Source organism: Ramlibacter sp. P4_H7, assembly GCF_056400765.1.
Map to the genome: position 1 here is coordinate 39,479 of NZ_JBFUKP010000002.1, position 17,137 is coordinate 56,615.

A 17,137-nucleotide genomic window follows, 5' to 3' on the forward strand; every position below is an offset into this window, starting at 1 on the left:
TCTCCTCCTGCTCAGGCCGCGCGCACGGCGGGCTGCGCGCCATTCTGCCGCTGCGCCAGTGCGGTCAGCCCCGCGATCACCGGCCACGCCGCGAAAGCGGCCACCACGTGCTTGAGCGTGTGGCCGGACAGCAACTCGCCGCTCGCGTGGAACACCTGGTGATCGCCCAGCTCGAGCAGCTTGGCCACCGCATACGCCAGCAGCACGAAGACCCAGCGCACGTCCAGGCCCTGCGCGGGCCGGGGAGCGAACGCGGCGACGAGCACGATCAGCACCATGCCGGCACCTTGCCCCAGCACCCAGGGCAGCAGGTTGCCCGTGACGTACCACTGCGCGACGGCGGCCGGTGCGCACAGCAGCAGCGCCGCCATCAGCGCGCGGCCGGCCCGCTCGCTCACGCCGCAGGCGGCCACCAGTCCCAGCAGCCCCGCGAACGCCACCGACATGGAGAGCCGGTCGATCGCCAGGCCCGGGTCGTGCGGTGCGAGGTGGTACCAGCTGGACCCGGCGGCGGTGACCAGCAGGCCCACGAAGAACAGGCGCGCGCAGCGGCGCTGCACCGGCGGCATGGCGTCCTGCGGCACGCGCCCTAGCACCGCCAGCCCCACCAGCCCCGCAATCGCGAAGGGCAGGTTGGACAGCACGTCCAGCGCGTGCGGGATGCCCCACAGCGCGCGCTGTTCGGCGAAGGCGTGGAAGCCGGCGGGCTGGCCGACCCCCGGCGCGAACAGCGCGACGGCGACCAGCAGCGCGGCGGCTCCCAGCAGCAGGACTTCGGACCGGTTCGGGCGCATGGCATCTCTCCTCGTGGGTGAAGACCCAGTCTCGGACGCAAGGCTGGGATGGTCGCGCCTTTTCGGCTACATTGCCACCGCATTGGCCGATGGGTATCGCAAACCTGTACCTCCATGAGCACCACCGCCGACCTCGTCACGGTCCTGAAGAAAGAGCTGAAGTCCGCGCAGATGACGTACGCGGACCTGGCCAAGGGACTGGGCATGGCCGAATCCAGCGTCAAGCGCATGCTGGCCAAGGGCGACATGGCGCTGTCGCGGATCGACGCGATCTGCCGCGTGCTCAAGATCGATTTCGCCGAACTGGCGCGGCGGGTGGCCGACGCCCAGCCGCTGCTCCGCGAGCTGACCCAGGAGCAGGAACGCGCCGTCGTGGCCGACAAGAAGCTGCTGCTGTGCGCGTTGTGCGTGCTGTCGCAGTGGACGCTGGAGCAGCTCACCACCGAGTACCGCCTGACGCAGGCCGAGGGCATCAAGTACCTCGCGCAGCTCGATCGCATCGGCATCATCGAACTGCGGCCGCAGAACCGCTACCGGCTGAAGCTGGCCAAGACCTTCCGCTGGCGGCCGCACGGCCCGGTGATGGACTACTTTCGCGACCACGCCGTGCTGGACTACTTCGGCGGCGGCTTCGACGGCCACGGCGAGACGGTGCTGCTGGTGCACGGCTCGGTGAGCCGCGCCATCGCCCCGTCGTTCGTCGACCGGCTGCAACGCGTGGCGCAGGATTTCGCCCAGCAGCACCAGGCGGACCAGAAGATGCCGCAGAAGGAGCGCGAGGGCTACACGCTGGTGCTGGCGATGCGCAACTGGGAGTTCTCGGCCTTCACCCAGTTGCGGCGGACCTAGCGCACCGCGGCCGCCCGGTCCGCGCAGCGCGCTAGCGGAAAACGGTCAGCACGCCGGTGTAGCCGTACAGGTGGCTGCGGGCAATCTCGCCCCCGGCGAAGAAGCCCACCAGCGGCACGTCGCCCAGGGCGCGGCGCACGATCTGCATCTCGGCGCTCGGTCCGCCGAAATGCGGCCCGCCGCGGCCGGCGCAGCTGACGTAGACGGCGCCGGCGATCTGGCGGTCGGGCGTCGGCGCGGCCATGGCGTTGGATGCGGCGAGCGCGCTCGCCACCGCCAGCGGCAGTTCCTCCGGCTCCAGTTCCTCGCGGATCTCCGAGCAGATGCGCACGAGATCGGCGCGCGCCGCCTCCACGTTGCGCCGGCAGAAGGCGAGCTTCATGCCCTCTTCCACCTTGTTCGCGATGGCGACCCCGCGCCGGCGCGGATCGATGCCGATGATGTGCCGCACCACCACGTCGTTGCCGAAGTGGCCGGCGCGGTTGGTCACGTCTTCCGAGGCCTGGGTCAGTCCCACCAGCGTCCCGCGCAGCGCCGCCATCGCGGCCTCCGGCTGGTCCAGGGTGACGCGCAGGTCTTCCAGCAGGACGTCCAGCGCCGGCTCGCCATCCAGCTCGGTCACCAGGTTGTGGTCCGCGCCCGTGATGGTGCGCGCGGCCGCGACCGGCTGGCAGCCTTGCGTCACGCGCGAGAGCAGGGCGACCTCCTCGGAGAAGGCGACTCCGGAGAGACCGCCCCTGAACACGCCGCCGGCCTTGCCGTGGCCCTGCAGGTTGCCGTTGCCGCCGATGGCGAACTGCACGACGTCGCCGCGGCTGGACGCGAGCCCGCCGAACAGGTAGCCGGTGGTGGTGCGGTCCGACAGTTCCGCGATCAGTTCCGCGACGTCGGGCATGCCGGCATCGGCATGCACCAGCGCCGTGTGCGGCGTGAAGGTGGCCGGCAGGGGCGCGACGCCGGAGAAGACGCGGTACTGGTCGGACGGCACGGCGCACAGCATCACCGCCATCGCGGGCTCGTCGAAGTACTCGACGTTCGAGGAGGCGATGCCCACGCCCACGGTGCCCGACCAGTCGGTGACCAGCGGCAGTTCGCCGCCCAGGTGGTCCAGGATGTCCTGGGCGTCGGCCGCGTAGTGGTCGGTGATGTAAAGCAGGCCCAGCGTGGGCGCCGGGGCATACCCGTGCAGCGTCATCTGCGCGCGCAGTTGCGCGAGCACGAGCCCGGCCGCCATCTGCCACTGCGGATGCGTGGCATGGCCGAAGGGGAACAACTGCATGGCCGCCCCTCAGCCCTTGCCGGCGCTGCGCTTCCGTGAAGGTGTCTTGGCGGCCGCGGATTTCTTCGCCGCCTTGCCCGCTTCGGCGGCGCCGCCGGCGGCCTTGTCCTTGCCGGTGTCGGTGGCCTTCTGCGCCGCGTCCTTCATCGCGTTGGCGGCGATTTCCTGGAACTGCTGCGTGAGCGCGCCCCACCACTGCATGGGGTCCACCGGCGCGGCGCCGGCACTGCCGTCACCCTTGGCGGGCTTGGCCTTCTTGGCTGCGGGCTCGTTCTTGCGGCGCGCCGCCTCGGCTGCACCGGTCACGGCGTCGGCGGCGTCGCTCACCTTCTGCACGCCCGAGGCCACCTTCTCGACGGTCTTGAGCTTCAGCGCATTGGCGACGTCGCCCATGCTGAAGTTCATGCCCTGCAAGGTGGCCAGCGTCATCTTCTGCACTTCCAGCGCCTGGATCGTGGCGCCCAGCGCCTTGGAGTTCTGGTCCAGCCAGAAGTGCACCGCCTTGAGTTCGCCGATGCGCTTGTCCAGCTCCTCCACGTTGATCGTGGGCGCGACCCAGCTGGAGAGACTGGGCATGTGGGGCAGGTTCTGCGACGCGCCCTTGGCCAGGTTCTGCAGGAAGTCGAAGCCCGGGACGAGTTTGGCGAAGCCGAAGGGATTGTTTTCGCTCATGGCCGGTCTCCGGTGGTCTGTCGGCTGACAGCTTACCCCAAGGACGGGCTGGCGAGAGCGACGGTCAGCGGTGGGCCGGGGGGCCGCCGGCCGCCACCGGCACGGTGACCGGCAGCGTCTGCTCGGCGCCCTTGGCGTCGCGCAGGCGCAGCGTCAGGCGGATCTCGCTGCCGGCCTTGAACGGCGCCTTGAGGTCCATCAGCATGAAGTGGAAGCCGTTCGGCTTGAGTTCCAGCGGCTTGCCCGGAGTCAGCGGCAGCGTCTCGGTCGCACGCATCTTCATCACGTCGCCGACCATGCGCATCTCGTGGATCTCCACGATGCCGGCCGCGGGCGACTCGGCGCCCACCAGCGTGAGCGGCGCGCGGGAAGTGAGCGTCATGTAGGCGCCGGTGGAGTCCTGCCCCGGCACGATGGGGCGGGCCCAGGCCCCCTGCACGGCGACGGGCGCCGAAGCATCGGCGCAGGCGGCGGCGGAGGCGGCGAGCAGCAGGGCGGCGAGGACGGTCTTCATTGCCGGGGATTATCCCGCGCCGGCCCTGGCTTGCCGTTGGCCGCCTTCATCTGGATGTCCCGCACCGTGCCGTCGGGTCCGTGGCGCGTGATGCTCGGCGTTTCGCAGCGCGAGCAGTCGACGTTCATGGCATCACCTGGGAGAGGGGAAAGGAATGCGCTGGACCTGGAAGCCCTGCGCGCGCAGCAGTTCCGGCAGCGCCTTGGGACCGGTCATGTGCAGGGCGCCGACCGCCGCGAAGAAGCGCCGGCCCTGCACCTGCAGCCCCACCAGCCGGGACGCGATCGCCTCGTTGCGGTCGTCGTTCACCTGCTGCATGAAGCGCCGCTGCGCCGGCGTGTCCAGGCAGTGGCACCACTGCGGATAGCTGCCCAAGGCCGCCTCGTCGCCCCGGGCCCAGGCTGCCAGCAGCCGCCCGAACAGCGGGCCGCTCTCGCCGGACTCCAGGTCGTGCACGCCCTGCTCCAGCAGCTGGCGCTCGTCGTCCTCGCTGGCCGGCGTCAGCGCGGCCAGCTGGGACGCGACGGTCTCCAGCGCCACCACCGGCTTGTCCAGCCGGCGCGCCAGGCCCCACAGTACGGCGTCCACCGCGAACTCGGGATGAAAGCCGTCGCGGCGTCCCTCCGACAGGCTCAAGGTCGCGAGCTGCAGCAGGGGCGCGATGCCGGCGAGCTGCTCGGCGGGCAGGCAGGCCCGGGCCGCCAGGCGCGCGAGGCGCGGCTGCAGGCCGGCCGCCACGCGGGCCCCGCGCGCCGGGTCCGCCGACGTCTTGAACGCGGTCGGAAGCGCCGGGTCGCCCAGGTCCAGTTCCAGCGCCAGCACGTCGCTGCCCGCCAGTGCCGCCTGCACCGCTGGCCCCGGAACCAGCCACTCGATCCGGCTCGCGTGCACCGTGCCATAGAGCCAGGACGTGCGGCCCTCCTTGTCCAGGCGCCACAGGAAGCCGCGGTCGCGCACGTCGGCGCGCAGCTGCTCGGGACGCAACGCGTCCGGGCGGGGGGCGGCGGGCGGGCAGTTCGCCTGCGCGAGCGCGCGGCCGGCCACCAACAGCAGGCCGGCGACCACCAGGGCGTGGCTCAGGAATCGGGCGATGCGCATGGCCGGCCATTGTGCGGCAGGCGCTATCCTCACCGCATGACCGCGCTGTTCCACCTCGCCTTCCACGTGACGGACCTCGACGTCGCGCGCCGCTTCTACCGCGACGTGCTGGGATGCCGCGAAGGGCGCAGCACGGACACCTGGGTGGACTTCGACTTCGAGGGCCACCAGCTGTCCCTGCACCTGGGCGAGCCCTTCCGGACCACGCGCACCGGCCGGGTGGGCGACCAGCTGGTGCCGATGCCGCACTTCGGGCTGGTGCTCGAGCTGCCCGCGTGGCAGGCGATGGCGCAACGGCTGGAAACAGCCGGCACCGACTTCGTGCTCGAGCCGCAGGTGCGCTACCCCGGCGAACCGGGCGAGCAGTGGACGATGTTCTTCTGCGATCCGTTCGGAAATCCCATCGAGGTCAAGGGCTTCCGTTCCCTGGCGGGGCTGTACGCACGCTGATCCACCCCGGCCGCCTGTAGGAACGCTCCTACGGAGTGCGGCGTCGGGCGGGTGTGGCGTGGCGGGCCCGGCTTTGGTACGGTCAGGTCGCATGACGCTTGCGGAGATCCTCCATCCCTCCTGCGCCCTGTTTCTCGACTTCGACGGGACCCTGGTCGACATCGCTCCGCAGCCGCAGGCGGTGCATGTGCCGGAACCCTTCCTCGGCGTGCTGCAGGACCTGCACCAGTACCTGCACGGCGCCGTCGCGGTGATCTCCGGGCGGCCGCTCGCACAGATCGACGCCTTCCTGCATCCGCTGCACCTGCCCGTGGCGGGCGTGCACGGCGCCGAGCGGCGCAGCGACGACGGCCAGGTGCACCTGCTGGACACGCATCCGCTCGGCCACGTGGAGGCGGTGGCGGTCGCGCTCGCGGCCGATCATCCCGGCCTGCTGGTGGAGAACAAGCGCGGCTCGGTCGCCCTGCACTACCGCCAGCGCCCCGAGCTGGCAGACCTGTGCCTGGGCGCGATGCAGCGGGCGGTGGACGAATCCCCTGGGCTGACCCTGCAGCGCGGCAAGATGGTGGCCGAGGCCAAGCCCGGCGGCGCCAGCAAGGGCCGCGCGATCGAGGAATTCCTGGCGGAGCCGCCGTTCACGGGCCGCATCCCCGTGTTCATCGGCGACGACGTCACCGACGAGGTGGGCTTTTCCACCGTGCAGCGCCTCGGCGGCATCGGCATCAAGGTGGGCGAGGGCGCGACCGTGGCGTCGCGCCACCTGCCCGACCCCGCGGCGCTGCGCCGCGAACTGGCGGCGGCCCTGCCCGCCCGCCCGACGAGAACCGAATGAACGACAACGCATCCTTCGTCACCCCCAACTCGCTGCAGGTCGCCATGATCGGCAACTGCGCGTACAGCGCCCTGATCGACCAGCAGTCGCGCGTGGTCTGGTGCTGCCTGCCGCGCTTCGACGGCGACCCGGTGTTCAACGCCATGCTGGACCCCAGCGCGAACGGCGGCCTGTGGGCGTTCGAACTGGAAGGCTACGAGCGCAGCGAGCAGTTCTACGAACCCAACACCGCCGTCGTGCGCACGCGCATGTACGACGGCAAGGGCCAGGGCATCGAGGTGACGGACCTGGCGCCGCGCTTCTGGAGCCGCGGCCGCACCTTCCGCCCGCTCACCATGGTGCGGCGGGTGAAGGTGCTGTCCGGCTCGCCGCGCATGCGCGTGCTGCTGCGCCCCCGCTTCGACTACGGCCGCCTGACGCCCGCGGTGACGCAGGGCAGCACCCACATCCGCTACGTCGCGGGCAACAGCACCATCCGCGTCAATACCGACGCGCCGATCTCGTACGTGCTGTCGGAGACCTTCTTCGTGGTCGACCGCCCGATGAACTTCATCATGGGACCGGACGAGACGCTGGCCAGCGGCATCGAGGACACGGCACGCCTGTTCGAGCAGGAGACGGTGAGTTACTGGAAGGCCTGGACCCGCGCGTTGTCGCTGCCGCTGGAATGGCAGGACGCCGTGATCCGCGCGGCGATCACGCTCAAGCTCTCGCTGTTCGAGGACACCGGCGCGATCGTCGCGGCGATGACCACCAGCATCCCGGAGGCGCCGTTCAGCGGCCGCAACTGGGATTACCGCTACTGCTGGCTGCGCGATGCCTTCTTCGTGGTGCGGGCGCTCAATTCGATCTCGGAAGTGGCGACGATGGAGGAGTACCTGCGCTGGCTGATGAACGTGGTGATCCGTTCCGGCGGCGGCCACATCCAGCCGTTGTACGGCATCGGCCAGGAGGAAAAGCTGCCCGAGCAGATCCTGGACCACCTGCCCGGCTACCGTGGCATGGGCCCGGTGCGCGTGGGCAACCAGGCGCAGGAGCACTTCCAGCACGACGTGTACGGCAACATCCTGCTGGGAGCCGCGCAGGCCTTCCACGACCACCGGCTGCTGCGGCGCGCCGGCCGCGCCGAGTTCGCCCACATGGAGGCCGTGGGCGAGCAGGCCTTCAAGATCTACGACACGCCCGACGCCGGCATGTGGGAGCTGCGCACGCGCGCCCGCATCCACACGTCGTCCGCGCTCATGAGCTGGGCGGCTTGCGACCGGCTGGCGAAGATCGCCTCCACGCTGGGCATGCCGGAGCGCATCCGCCACTGGCGCGAGCGCGCCGACCTGATCCGCGGCCGCATCCTCAAGGAGTCCTGGAACGACCAGCGCCAGGCCTTCGCGGAGAGCTTCGGCGGCCGCGACCTGGACGCCAGCGCGCTGCTGATGGCCGAAGTGAACATGATCGACCCGAACGACGCGCGCTTCGTCGCCACCGTCGATGCGCTGGAGAAGTCGCTGTGCGACGGCCCCTACATGCGGCGCTACGAGGCGGCCGACGACTTCGGCAAGCCCGAGACCGCGTTCAACATCTGCACCTTCTGGCGCATCGACGCACTGGCGCGCATCGGCCGCAAGGCGCAGGCGCGCGAGATCTTCGAGGTGATGCTCAAGAGCCGCAACCACGTGGGCCTGCTGTCCGAGGACACGCACCCGGTGACCGGCGAGATGTGGGGCAACTTCCCCCAGACCTATTCCATGGTGGGCACGATCAACGCCGCCGTGCGCCTGTCCGCCCCCTGGGACACGGTCATCTGAGAGCACGCGTTGGGCCGCCTGGTCGTCGTCTCCAACCGCATCGCGGACCCGCGCAAGACGGCGGCCGGCGGCCTCGCCGTCGCGCTCGCGGAGGTGTTGAACGGCACCGGCGGCCTGTGGTTCGGCTGGAGCGGCAAGATCGTGGACCACAGCGAGGACGACGACGTCCGCATGCAGCAGGCCGGGCCGGTCAAGCTGGCGATGGTGGACCTGTCCAAGGTGGACCACGACGCCTTCTACCTGGGTTATTCGAACGGCGTCCTGTGGCCGGTGTTCCATTACCGGCTGGACCTCGCCGATTTCGACGCGGGCTACATCACCGGCTACCGGCGGGTGAACCAGCTGTTCGCGCGCAAGCTGCTGCCGCTGCTGCGGCCCGACGACGTGATCTGGGTGCACGACTACCACCTGATCCCGCTGGCCGCGGAGTTGCGCGCGCTGGGCTGCACGCAGCGCATCGGCTTCTTCCTGCACATCCCGCTGCCGCCGCCGCTGATCCTGGCCGCCATCCCCGGACACGACTGGCTGATCCGCGCCCTGTTCGCGTACGACCTGGTCGGCTTCCAGGCCAAGGCGGACCTGCACCACTTCGCCGGCTACGTGGAGACCGAGGCGCACGCGCAGCCCCTGGGCGGCCACCGCTGGCGCGCCTTCGGCCGCACCGTGCATGCCGGCGCCTACCCCATCGGCATCGACGTGCAGGAGTTCGCCGAACTCGCGCGCAGCAAGGAGGCCGTGGAGATGTACGAGCGCATGCGGCGCGAGTACTCCCGGCGCAAGCTGCTGGTCGGCGTGGACCGCCTCGACTACTCCAAGGGCCTGCCGCAGCGCATGCGCGCCTTCCGCGAATTCCTGGACAAGAACCCCGACCTGCGCTCCAGCGCCACGCTGATCCAGATCGCCTCGCCCAGCCGCGAGAACGTCAGCGCCTACACGGACATCCTGCACGAGCTGGAAAGCCTGTGCGGCTCCATCAACGGCAACTTCGGCGAGCTGGACTGGATGCCGGTGCGCTACATCCACCGCACCGTCGCGCGCGCACGCCTGCCGGGGCTCTACAAGGCGAGCCGCGTGGCGCTGGTGACGCCGCTGCGCGACGGCATGAACCTCGTCGCCAAGGAGTTCATCGCCGCCCAGGACGAGCAGGATCCGGGCGTGCTGGTGCTCTCGCGCTTCGCCGGCGCGGCGGAGCAGCTGAAGGAGGCCCTGCTGGTGAATCCCTACGACACCGAGGGCACGGCCGCCGCGATCCTGCTGGCGCTGCAGATGCCGCTGGAGGAACGCCGCAACCGGCACGAGGCACTGATGCGCACGGTGCGCCAGTACGACGTGCACTGGTGGTGCGACACCTACCTGCAGGACCTCGCCGAGGCGCAGGCGGAGGAAAAGGGCACGTCGTGGCTGCGGCTGTGAAGCCGGCCGCGCAATCTCCTGAATCCGGCGGAGCGTTCGCCGCGTATCCATCGGGTGGGCCGGCATCGTGCCGGTCCCGTCCCACCGACAGGAGACCCTCATGCAACGCCACCTCATCGCCACCCTCGCCGCCACGCTCGTTGCCGCCGGCGCCGCCCACGCCGACGGCTACGGCCGCGGCTTTCCCGACAACAACGCCTTCCTGCCCGCGGCCACCATGACCATGGGCGCCTCGGCTTCCACCAAGATGGTGGGCGGTGCGGCGATGTACCCGACGCGCGACATCATCGACAACGCGGTGCACTCGAAGGACCACACCACGCTGGTCGCCGCCGTGAAGGCTGCGGGCCTGGTCGACACGCTCAAGACGGCAGGTCCGTTCACCGTGTTCGCACCGACCAACATGGCCTTCGGCGCGCTGCCGGCCGGCACCGTCGACACCCTGCTCAAGCCCGAGAACAAGGCGACGCTGACGCAGGTGCTGACCTACCACGTCGTGCCCGGCCGGGTCGACGCCGCGGCGCTGGGCGAACAGATCCGCGCCGGCGGCGGCAAGGCGATGCTCAAGACCGTCAGCGGCGGCATGCTCACCGCCACGATGCGCGGCAACGACGTCGTGATCGTCGACGCCAAGGGCAACCAGTCGGTGGTGACGACGGCCGACGTGTACCAGTCCAACGGCGTCATCCACGTGGTGGACAAGGTGCTGCTGCCGGGTTGAGCGATCAGAACACCGTCGCCAGCAGCCCGGTGATGCCGATCGCGAGCGCCGCCAGCGCGTCGCCCGCGATCAGCCCGCCCCCGAACAGGGATGTGCCGCTCATGTCCTCCGGCACGCCCGGCCGCTGCGGCGTGCGCCGACCGACCAGGCTGGCGACCACGCCGCCCGCGCCCAGCCACAGCGAAGTCGGCAGGTTGACGAAGCCGCCGAACGACAACGCATACGGCGAAGGCAGCAGCACCGCGTCGACCAGGAAGGAGCGCGGCTTGAGCAGCTTGCGCAGCACTTCGATGGCCAGGCCGATCGCGATGCCGATCACGATGGCCGTACGCTGGTACGGCTTGTCGTCGGTCAGGCTGCGCAGCACCCCGACGAACTTGTAGGTCATGGCGGAGCTCCACTCCGCCGGCTGCTGGCCCGCCTTCATCACCGTCTGGTCCAGCGCCAGCACCGGGTAGGCCGCCATGAACACCCGCGCGAACACCACCGCCAAAACAGCGCCCACCAGGATGCCGAGCACCTGGTAGCGGAACTGCAGCACGCGCGGCGTGCCGAGCCGCCAGCCGGTGGAGCGGTCCTGCTGCATGTCGCAGGCGACGCTGGTCGACACCAGCAGGATCGCCCCCGCCATCAGGCCAGCGCCGGCGTCTGCGAGGCCCAGCATCGCCATCACCACGATCGACACCACGAACGCGGAGGAGATGGGATTGGAGTCGCTGACGCCGACCGAGATGCCGTTGACCAGCGCGAACAGGAAGACCAGCGCGACCGCCAGCGCGAGGAAGAACAGGGGCTGCCGCAGCAGCAGGTGGCCGGTCGCCAGCGTCGCCGCGCCCCAGGCCAGCACCCACAGCCAGAGGCGGCCCCGGTGCACGCGGCGCCAGTCGTCGGCGGGCGGATCTTCCGCGAGCTGCCGCCGCGCGCCGGGCAGCGCGCGCCAGAAGATCAGCGCGAGGTCGACCGCTGCGGCGCCCATGATGGTGCCCAGCGCGATGAGGAACATGATCTTGCGGAAGGGATCACCGGGCGCGAGCCAGCCGATGGAGACGAAGAAGGGCTGCGTCGCCCACCCCAGCAGGCCGCCGATCACCGCCGGGACGCCGATGCGCGCACCGACGACCATGCCGGCCCCGAACGTCGACGCGGAAAATTCGATCGCTCCGAGGAACGCGATGCGGGTCGCCGCCAGGCCGCCGGCGAGGCCCAGCGCGGCGCCCGAGCCGAGCTGCCCGACCGAGCGCCGCAGCAGCGCGGTGTCGGTCAGCGCGCGCAGGATGTTGGCCACCGCCAGGCCCGAGGGAAAGGCGAGCCGCAGCCGGTCCACCAGCACCGGCGTGTAGAGCATGCCCACGCCGACGCCGAACATGCCGATGCACACGAAGTAGGCGACCAGGTGCCAGGCAGGCGGCTGCGGCAGCCCCATCCACACCATCGCCTGCACCAGCACGCCCATGCCGCTCATGCTCGCCACCGACGCCGCGGCGGTCTGGATGTAGTTGGCGCCGTGCCGGCCCTCGCTGCCATAGCCCGCGGTCACGGCCGACCCCAGCAGCCCCGCCAGCACCTGGCCGCCCACGAAGAAGCCCAGCGAGAAGTTCATGTACGCCGCGGTGACGCCGGCCAGCGGACCGAGCACCAGCATGCCGGTGGCGGCGAGCAGGAAGTGGTAGGCCCAGCTGCCCTGCTCCGGCAGCCAGGCCCAGCGCGGTGCGGCGGGACGACCCATCGCGCGGAGTATGCGGGCGGGTGCGCGATTCAGTCGTCGCCCGCCGCCAACAGCCACTCCATCGCGTCCTCGTACGCAAGGAAGGCGCGCACCCGCGTGAAGCCGTGGCTGGCCGCCAGCAGGCTGAAGAAGCGGGCGTTGTCGAAGCGCTCGCGCGGGCACAGCACCGCCGTCTTGCGCAGGAAAGTGGGCCCGTGCGCGACCAGCGCGCCGGCGAGTTCGTGCAGGTCCTCGGGCGTGAGTCGGCCGACCGCGTCGCGGATGTCGATCAGGACCTGGTAGTCCTCCAGCGGCGCGGCCGCGGCGGCGACCTTGGCCAGCAGCTCCTTGCCGGTCTCGCGGTCCACCTGGCCGTCCGCCCGCGCGCGCAGGAAGTCCGAGGCATGGATCACCCTCACGTGGTTGCTCATCAGGCTCTCCGGTTGGACCGACCCGCCATTGTTCCGGAGTGCGGGGCGGCGCGCATGGGACGAAGGTCCCAGTGCGCACGCTCTGCTAGGCAGCCTGCGGACCGACCACTTTCTGCTCGATCACGCCGAAGACGCTCTGGCCGTCCTTGCCCTTCATCTCGATGCGGATGGTGTCACCGAAGCGCATGAACTCGGTGGAGGGCTTGCCGTCCTGGATGGTCTCGATCGCGCGCTTTTCGGCGATGCAGCTGTAGCCCTTGGGCCATTCGGTCTTGCCGCTGGCGTCGGTCACGCCCTTGTTGCTGACCGTGCCGGAGCCGACGATGCTGCCAGCGCGCACGTTGCGTGTCTTGCAGACGTGGGCGATCAGCTGGCCGAAGTGGAAGGTCATGTCGGGGCCGGCTTCGCACATGCCGACATTGCGGCCGTTCCAGCTGCTTTGCAGCACCAGGTTCACCCGGCCGCCCTCCCACGCGTCGCCCAGTTCGTCCGGCGTCACCGCCACGGGGCCGAAGGCGGTCGCGGGCTTGCTCTGGAAGAAGCCGAAGCCCTTGGCCAGCTCGTTCGGGATCAGGTTGCGCAGGCTCCAGTCGTTGGCGATGAGGAGCAGGCGCACGCCGTCCAGCGCCTCGTCGGGCGTGGCCCCCATGGGCACGTCACCGGTGACCACCGCGACCTCGGCTTCGAAATCGATGCCCCAGTCCTCATTCAGGAACTTCGCCGCGTCCATCGGCCCCAGGAAGTCGTCGCTGCCGCCCTGGTACATGAGCGGGTCCTCGTAGAAGCTCTTGGGCACTTCCGCATTGCGGGCGGCGCGCACCAGCTCCACGTGGTTGATGTAGGCCGAGCCGTCCGCCCACTGGTAGGCACGCGGCAGCGGCGCCATGCACTGGGCCGGATCGAAGGGGAAAGCGTGGCGCGCCTTGCCGTTGTTCAGCGTGTCGTACAGGTCCTGCAGTTGCGGGGCGAGGAAGTTCCAGTCGTCCAGGACCTGCTGCAGCCGGCCCGCGATGCCGGTCGCATAATGCGCCGACTGCAGGTCCCGCGACACCACCACCAGCTGCCCGTCGCGCGAGCCGTCCCTGTACGTTGCCAATTTCATCGATGGACCTCGTCCTCCGGATGCGCTAGAGTGCCGCGCCGGACATTACGCATTGTGAAATGAGTTTACCTAATCGTAATTCTATCGGAAGCTCTTGCCGATGAAGGAACGCGCGGGCATCCAGTCGGTGGAAGTGGGCTTCGGGCTGCTGCAGGTGCTGGGCGAGGCGCAGGGACCGCTGATGCTGCGCGACCTGGCGCGAGCCGCCAACATGAGCGCGGCCAAGGCGCACCGCTACCTGGTGAGCTTCCAGCGGCTGCAGCTGGTGGTGCAGGACGCGGGCAGCACGCGCTACGACCTGGGTCCGGCGGCGCTCAAGCTGGGACTGGCATCGCTGTCGCGGCTGGACGCCGTCAAGCTGGCGCGCGAGCGCATCACCCCGCTGATGGAGCAGATCGGCCACACGCTGGCGCTGGCGGTCTGGGGCAACCACGGACCGACCATCGTCCATTGGGAGGAATCGCCTTCCGCCGTCACCGTGAACCTGCGACTGGGCGACGTGATGCCGCTGCTCACGTCCGCCACCGGCCTGTGCTTCGCCGCCTACGCTCCCAAGGAGGCGATCGCATTGATGCTCAAGGAGGAGATGGGGCGGGCGCAGAAACAGGGCCGCGGCGACGTGCCCGGCACGCTCGCGGAAGTGCGCGCACTGCTCGATGCCGTGCGCCAGCGGGGCGCCGCGCGCGTGGTGGACACGCTGCTGCCCGGCATCGTCGGCTTCTGCGTCCCGGTGTTCGACTCCGACGGCCACATGGCACTGGGCATGGTGGCGCTCGGCCCGGCCGGCAGCTTCGACGCGGAATGGGGCGGCGCGGTGGAAAAGCCGCTGCGCGCCGCCGCCGACCAGCTCTCGAGCGACCTGGGCCACCGCGCATGAACCAGGGGCCGGCGCCGCTGTGGCGGCGGCTGTGGCCGCTGGCGGGCGTGGTGCTGGCCGCCCACCTCGCGCTGCTGCAGGGCGGCTGGCAGGCCCTGGTGCCCACCCGCGACCGCTGGGTGCAGCGCTTCACCACCCGCACCATCAGCGTGGCGCGGCCGGCCGAGGCGCCGCAGCCGCCGCACAACCCGCCGCAGGCCGTCGCAGCGGCGGCGACAACACCGCCGCCTGTGGCGCAAGCCCTTCCCCGTCGGGAGCAACGCGCGGAAGCTCCCGCCACCAGCGCGACGCCGGCGCCGTCCGTGCCGCTGCCACCGTCGGCAGCGCCGGTCGCGCCGCAGACGCCCGCGCCCCAGCCGCAGGACAAGCCGCGCTCGACCGACCCCGGCAGCGCCGCGCCCGACACCGCGGTGACGCCTTTCACGCCGACGGTCCTCGGCGTGCCGCAGCCCTCGGTCATGCGCTACGAAGTCACCTTGCGCAGCCGCGGCTTCACCGTGCAGGGACAGGCCCGCCTCGACTGGTGGCACAACGGCCAGCAGTACGACCTGCGGCTGGAAATCGCCGCGCCCGGGCTGCGCGAGCGCGTGCAGCACAGCGCCGGCCAGATCACCGAGGAAGGGCTGGCGCCGGATCGCTTTTCGGACAAGTCGCGGGGCGAGCAGGCCACGCACTTCGACCGGGCGCAGCAGCGCCTGGTGTTCAGCAACAACCGGCCGGAAGCCGCCCTGGCGGCCGGCATGCAGGACCGCCTGAGCGTCGTGGTGCAGCTGTCCATGCTGGTGGCCGGCGACGCGGCCCGTTTCTCGCCCGGCACCCAGATCGCGATCCCCACCGCCAGCACCCGCGAGGCGGAAGACTGGGTGTTCCGGGTCGAAGGCGAGGAAGAACTGGAGCTGCCGGGGGGGCACCTTCGGGCCCTCAAGCTGGAACGCCTGCCTCGCCGAGAATTCGACCAGAAGGTGGAATTGTGGCTGGCCCCCGGCAAGGATTACGCCCCGGTGCGCCTGCGTCTGACAAACCCGGACGGTGGCACGGTCGATCAGCGCTGGGCCTCAACCGACAGGGGCTGAGCTCCCGGGGGACTAGATTGGGGATGTGGCCAATCGGGCCGGTCCCTGCGGTGTTCGGTTTTGAGTGCCACACTTGAATCGGAGCCCATCGCAGCCAGCTAGGGCAAAAGGAATAGACCATGCAAATGCTTTATGACTCCGATTCTTTCGTGGTGGTGCACCTCCAGGCGAACGAGCCTGTAGAGGGAGAGCTGCACAACGGAGCCGTGCGCCACGGCTTCGAGATCGTGGACAAGCGGTCGAACAAGGAGGTCTACCTCGACGGGATGTGGGCCGACGCGTTCCAGCGCCAGATCAACGCCTGGCAGCTGAATACCCCCACCCAGGAAGAGGTCGAAGAAACCCTGGACGGCTACGCCGAACTGGCGCAGAACCCCCTGGTCATCCACTGAGTCGAGTTCACGCGGGCGGTCCGGCCTGGCCCGGCCCGACCCGGCGGTACAGCGGCTCGACCAGCACGAGCACCGCCACCAGCCGGCAGACCTGGAAAGCGGTCACCACCGGCACCCCCAACTGAAGCACTTTCGCGGTGATCGCCATCTCGGCGATGCCGCCGGGCGACGTGCCCAGCACCAGCGTCGCCGGGTGCAGGCCGGTGCCCCAGGCCAGCAGCCAGGCGAAGGCCGCGCACAGCAGCACCATCGCCAGCGTCCCCAGCGCCACGTCCAGCAGCCAGCGCGGCGCCGCGTGCAGGAACTCGCGCTGGAAGCGCACCCCCAGGCTCACCCCGATCAGCAATTGCGCGGCGTTGGTCAGCTGCGTCGGCATGGCCGACAGTTCCACGCCCGCCATGGTGATCCCCATGCTGGCGACCAGCGCGCCCATGAACCACGGATTGGCCCGGCCCGTGCGCGCCAGCAGCCAGCCGCCCGCCGACGTCGCCACCCCCAGCAGCGCGAGGCCGGTCCCATTGACGACTCGGGCCCCGGGCAGCGTGGCATCGGCTCCGTGCAGGCCTGCGTACTGGAAGGCGAAGGGGATCAGCAGCGTGACGATCACCAGGCGCACCGTGTGCGCCGCCGCCACCAGGTCGCTGCGGCCCTGCTCGCGCTCGGCCAGCAGCGTCATCTCGGAAGCACCGCCGATGGCGCCGGCGAAATAGGTGGTGGCCCAGGCCGTGCGCCCGCCACCGCCGATGCGCTGCGCATGGCGCGCGTGCAGCCAGCGCCCGAAGGTCCAGCCCAACGCCAGCGCCCAGGCCACCGCCAGCGCGATCGCCCACCACAGGCTGGCCACCAGGGCGGTGACCTGCGGCGTGAAGTAGAGGCCGAGGGCGGAGCCGATGACCCACTGCGCCGCGTTGCGCAGGGGCGGCCAGTTGCGCGTGGGCGTGCCCAGCACCGATGCGATCGAGGTCGCCAGCAGCGGGCCGATCATCCAGGGCAGCGGCGTGCGCAGCCACGCGCACAGCAGGGCCGCCGCGAGGGCGAGCACCAGCGTGCCCACGGTGCGCAGCAATAACGGAAGGGACATTGGGCCAGGTCAACTTGTCCGGCCCGTCGTCGCGGGCGGACCGCGTAGTATG

At 70.6% G+C, this 17,137-nt stretch carries 19 protein-coding genes; 9 read left to right on the forward strand and 10 right to left on the reverse strand.

Annotated features, from left to right (window positions below; genetic code table 11):
- Window positions 1-11: 11 nt before the first annotated feature.
- Entirely contained in the window at window positions 12-794 is a 783-nt protein-coding gene (locus AC1DSA_RS03375) for a hypothetical protein (protein WP_477886052.1), read from the reverse strand.
- Between the two features lie 114 nt (window positions 795-908).
- Between AC1DSA_RS03375 and AC1DSA_RS03380 the strand changes: the two genes are divergently transcribed.
- Window positions 909-1,643 (forward strand): helix-turn-helix domain-containing protein, encoded by a 735-nt coding sequence (locus AC1DSA_RS03380; RefSeq protein WP_477886055.1) that lies wholly within the window; start codon window positions 909-911, stop codon window positions 1,641-1,643.
- Window positions 1,644-1,674: 31 nt separating this feature from the next.
- Here the strand turns inward: AC1DSA_RS03380 and AC1DSA_RS03385 are convergent, their stop codons facing one another.
- The 5 genes from AC1DSA_RS03385 to AC1DSA_RS03405 all read right to left on the reverse strand — a co-directional run bounded on the left by AC1DSA_RS03385 (window position 1,675) and on the right by AC1DSA_RS03405 (window position 5,206).
- Window positions 1,675-2,922, reverse strand: coding sequence for an FIST signal transduction protein (locus AC1DSA_RS03385; protein WP_477886057.1), 1,248 nt, complete (start codon window positions 2,920-2,922; stop codon window positions 1,675-1,677).
- A gap of 9 nt (window positions 2,923-2,931) precedes the next feature.
- Complete coding sequence (locus tag AC1DSA_RS03390; RefSeq protein WP_477886059.1) at window positions 2,932-3,594, reverse strand: PhaM family polyhydroxyalkanoate granule multifunctional regulatory protein; 663 nt, start codon at window positions 3,592-3,594, stop codon at window positions 2,932-2,934.
- 64 nt (window positions 3,595-3,658) lie between these two features.
- A complete protein-coding gene (locus tag AC1DSA_RS03395; RefSeq protein ID WP_477886061.1) occupies window positions 3,659-4,108 on the reverse strand; it encodes a copper chaperone PCu(A)C in 450 nt (149 codons plus the stop codon).
- Entirely contained in the window at window positions 4,105-4,236 is a 132-nt protein-coding gene (locus AC1DSA_RS03400; RefSeq protein ID WP_477886063.1) for a hypothetical protein, read from the reverse strand. The genes AC1DSA_RS03395 and AC1DSA_RS03400 overlap by 4 nt, the downstream gene beginning before the upstream one ends.
- Window positions 4,237-4,240: 4 nt before the next feature.
- Window positions 4,241-5,206 carry a TraB/GumN family protein gene (locus AC1DSA_RS03405; protein WP_477886065.1) on the reverse strand — a complete coding sequence of 322 codons (966 nt, stop codon included), beginning with the start codon at window positions 5,204-5,206 and terminating at the stop codon, window positions 4,241-4,243.
- A gap of 36 nt (window positions 5,207-5,242) precedes the next feature.
- On the opposite strand from AC1DSA_RS03405, the gene AC1DSA_RS03410 reads away from it, so the two are divergent.
- From AC1DSA_RS03410 to AC1DSA_RS03430, 5 genes are all read left to right on the forward strand, one after another.
- The gene (locus AC1DSA_RS03410) at window positions 5,243-5,656 is read left to right on the forward strand and encodes a VOC family protein (RefSeq protein ID WP_477886067.1); all 414 of its coding nucleotides are present in this window, start codon (window positions 5,243-5,245) and stop codon (window positions 5,654-5,656) included.
- A 91-nt stretch (window positions 5,657-5,747) separates the two neighbouring features.
- Window positions 5,748-6,488: a trehalose-phosphatase gene (otsB, locus tag AC1DSA_RS03415; RefSeq protein WP_477886069.1), complete on the forward strand. Its 741-nt coding sequence runs from the start codon at window positions 5,748-5,750 to the stop codon at window positions 6,486-6,488.
- Window positions 6,485-8,290 (forward strand): glycoside hydrolase family 15 protein, encoded by a 1,806-nt coding sequence (locus AC1DSA_RS03420; RefSeq protein ID WP_477886071.1) that lies wholly within the window; start codon window positions 6,485-6,487, stop codon window positions 8,288-8,290. The genes otsB and AC1DSA_RS03420 overlap by 4 nt, the downstream gene beginning before the upstream one ends.
- Window positions 8,291-8,299: 9 nt before the next feature.
- Window positions 8,300-9,703: an alpha,alpha-trehalose-phosphate synthase (UDP-forming) gene (gene otsA, locus AC1DSA_RS03425; protein ID WP_477886073.1), complete on the forward strand. Its 1,404-nt coding sequence runs from the start codon at window positions 8,300-8,302 to the stop codon at window positions 9,701-9,703.
- A 217-nt stretch (window positions 9,704-9,920) separates the two neighbouring features.
- The gene (locus tag AC1DSA_RS03430; protein WP_477886737.1) at window positions 9,921-10,424 is read left to right on the forward strand and encodes a fasciclin domain-containing protein; all 504 of its coding nucleotides are present in this window, start codon (window positions 9,921-9,923) and stop codon (window positions 10,422-10,424) included.
- Between the two features lie 4 nt (window positions 10,425-10,428).
- Here the strand turns inward: AC1DSA_RS03430 and AC1DSA_RS03435 are convergent, their stop codons facing one another.
- From AC1DSA_RS03435 to AC1DSA_RS03445, 3 genes are all read right to left on the reverse strand, one after another.
- Entirely contained in the window at window positions 10,429-12,150 is a 1,722-nt protein-coding gene (locus AC1DSA_RS03435) for an OPT/YSL family transporter (protein ID WP_477886075.1), read from the reverse strand.
- Between the two features lie 29 nt (window positions 12,151-12,179).
- The gene (locus AC1DSA_RS03440) at window positions 12,180-12,560 is read right to left on the reverse strand and encodes a hypothetical protein (protein ID WP_477886077.1); all 381 of its coding nucleotides are present in this window, start codon (window positions 12,558-12,560) and stop codon (window positions 12,180-12,182) included.
- 85 nt (window positions 12,561-12,645) lie between these two features.
- Complete coding sequence (locus tag AC1DSA_RS03445) at window positions 12,646-13,662, reverse strand: fumarylacetoacetate hydrolase family protein (protein WP_477886079.1); 1,017 nt, start codon at window positions 13,660-13,662, stop codon at window positions 12,646-12,648.
- A gap of 100 nt (window positions 13,663-13,762) precedes the next feature.
- Between AC1DSA_RS03445 and AC1DSA_RS03450 the strand changes: the two genes are divergently transcribed.
- From AC1DSA_RS03450 to AC1DSA_RS03460, 3 genes are all read left to right on the forward strand, one after another.
- Window positions 13,763-14,539, forward strand: a complete 777-nt coding sequence (locus AC1DSA_RS03450; protein WP_477886081.1) for an IclR family transcriptional regulator — start codon at window positions 13,763-13,765, stop codon at window positions 14,537-14,539.
- Complete coding sequence (locus tag AC1DSA_RS03455; RefSeq protein ID WP_477886083.1) at window positions 14,536-15,612, forward strand: DUF3108 domain-containing protein; 1,077 nt, start codon at window positions 14,536-14,538, stop codon at window positions 15,610-15,612. The genes AC1DSA_RS03450 and AC1DSA_RS03455 overlap by 4 nt, the downstream gene beginning before the upstream one ends.
- 119 nt (window positions 15,613-15,731) lie before the next feature.
- Window positions 15,732-16,004 (forward strand): BTH_I0359 family protein, encoded by a 273-nt coding sequence (locus tag AC1DSA_RS03460; protein WP_477886085.1) that lies wholly within the window; start codon window positions 15,732-15,734, stop codon window positions 16,002-16,004.
- A gap of 7 nt (window positions 16,005-16,011) precedes the next feature.
- Here AC1DSA_RS03460 and AC1DSA_RS03465 read toward each other — a convergent pair whose 3' ends face one another.
- Window positions 16,012-17,085 (reverse strand): AbrB family transcriptional regulator, encoded by a 1,074-nt coding sequence (locus tag AC1DSA_RS03465; protein WP_477886087.1) that lies wholly within the window; start codon window positions 17,083-17,085, stop codon window positions 16,012-16,014.
- Window positions 17,086-17,137: the final 52 nt, after the last annotated feature.

What these genes read in the sequence shown, in the direction of transcription:
- AC1DSA_RS03375 (WP_477886052.1), bottom strand. Translation starts at nt 794, where the DNA reads ATGCGCCCGAACCGGTCCGAAGTCCTGCTGCTGGGAGCCGCCGCGCTG.
- AC1DSA_RS03380 (WP_477886055.1), top strand. Translation starts at nt 909, where the DNA reads ATGAGCACCACCGCCGACCTCGTCACGGTCCTGAAGAAAGAGCTGAAG.
- AC1DSA_RS03385 (WP_477886057.1), bottom strand. Translation starts at nt 2,922, where the DNA reads ATGCAGTTGTTCCCCTTCGGCCATGCCACGCATCCGCAGTGGCAGATG.
- AC1DSA_RS03390 (WP_477886059.1), bottom strand. Translation starts at nt 3,594, where the DNA reads ATGAGCGAAAACAATCCCTTCGGCTTCGCCAAACTCGTCCCGGGCTTC.
- AC1DSA_RS03395 (WP_477886061.1), bottom strand. Translation starts at nt 4,108, where the DNA reads ATGAAGACCGTCCTCGCCGCCCTGCTGCTCGCCGCCTCCGCCGCCGCC.
- AC1DSA_RS03400 (WP_477886063.1), bottom strand. Translation starts at nt 4,236, where the DNA reads ATGAACGTCGACTGCTCGCGCTGCGAAACGCCGAGCATCACGCGCCAC.
- AC1DSA_RS03405 (WP_477886065.1), bottom strand. Translation starts at nt 5,206, where the DNA reads ATGCGCATCGCCCGATTCCTGAGCCACGCCCTGGTGGTCGCCGGCCTG.
- AC1DSA_RS03410 (WP_477886067.1), top strand. Translation starts at nt 5,243, where the DNA reads ATGACCGCGCTGTTCCACCTCGCCTTCCACGTGACGGACCTCGACGTC.
- otsB (WP_477886069.1), top strand. Translation starts at nt 5,748, where the DNA reads ATGACGCTTGCGGAGATCCTCCATCCCTCCTGCGCCCTGTTTCTCGAC.
- AC1DSA_RS03420 (WP_477886071.1), top strand. Translation starts at nt 6,485, where the DNA reads ATGAACGACAACGCATCCTTCGTCACCCCCAACTCGCTGCAGGTCGCC.
- AC1DSA_RS03430 (WP_477886737.1), top strand. Translation starts at nt 9,921, where the DNA reads ATGACCATGGGCGCCTCGGCTTCCACCAAGATGGTGGGCGGTGCGGCG.
- AC1DSA_RS03435 (WP_477886075.1), bottom strand. Translation starts at nt 12,150, where the DNA reads ATGGGTCGTCCCGCCGCACCGCGCTGGGCCTGGCTGCCGGAGCAGGGC.
- AC1DSA_RS03440 (WP_477886077.1), bottom strand. Translation starts at nt 12,560, where the DNA reads ATGAGCAACCACGTGAGGGTGATCCATGCCTCGGACTTCCTGCGCGCG.
- AC1DSA_RS03445 (WP_477886079.1), bottom strand. Translation starts at nt 13,662, where the DNA reads ATGAAATTGGCAACGTACAGGGACGGCTCGCGCGACGGGCAGCTGGTG.
- AC1DSA_RS03450 (WP_477886081.1), top strand. Translation starts at nt 13,763, where the DNA reads ATGAAGGAACGCGCGGGCATCCAGTCGGTGGAAGTGGGCTTCGGGCTG.
- AC1DSA_RS03455 (WP_477886083.1), top strand. Translation starts at nt 14,536, where the DNA reads ATGAACCAGGGGCCGGCGCCGCTGTGGCGGCGGCTGTGGCCGCTGGCG.
- AC1DSA_RS03460 (WP_477886085.1), top strand. Translation starts at nt 15,732, where the DNA reads ATGCAAATGCTTTATGACTCCGATTCTTTCGTGGTGGTGCACCTCCAG.
- AC1DSA_RS03465 (WP_477886087.1), bottom strand. Translation starts at nt 17,085, where the DNA reads ATGTCCCTTCCGTTATTGCTGCGCACCGTGGGCACGCTGGTGCTCGCC.